This window comes from Stenotrophomonas sp. SrG (assembly GCF_050031795.1).
In the GTDB taxonomy this organism is placed as follows: Bacteria; Pseudomonadota; Gammaproteobacteria; order Xanthomonadales; family Xanthomonadaceae; genus Stenotrophomonas; species Stenotrophomonas rhizophila_A.
Genome location: NZ_JBNBBE010000377.1, coordinates 1 through 262 on the forward strand (window position 1 = coordinate 1; position 262 = coordinate 262).

A 262-nucleotide genomic window follows, 5' to 3' on the forward strand; every position below is an offset into this window, starting at 1 on the left:
GACCAAGCCGGCCCCGTGCCGGATCAACCGGGAAACGCCCCGGATCGTGCGCGCCCTGCGCGACGACCTGTGCGCCGACGTGGGCGCGATCCGGGTCGCTACCCAGGAGCGGTACGACACCGCCCGCGAAATCATGCAGCAGCTGATGCCGCAGACCCTCCGCAAGCTCAAGCACAACACCGACGACCTTCCGCTGATCAACCGCTTCCAGAACGAATCGCAGAACGAACGCGCAAAGGAACGAAACGAGCTACTCCCGGCG

At 66.0% G+C, this 262-nt stretch carries 1 protein-coding gene; it reads left to right on the forward strand.

Annotation, left to right across the window (positions count from 1 at the left end):
• A partial coding sequence (locus tag ACQG3P_RS20160; protein WP_426806036.1) for a ribonuclease E/G occupies nucleotides 1–262 on the forward strand: 262 nt, incomplete at both ends.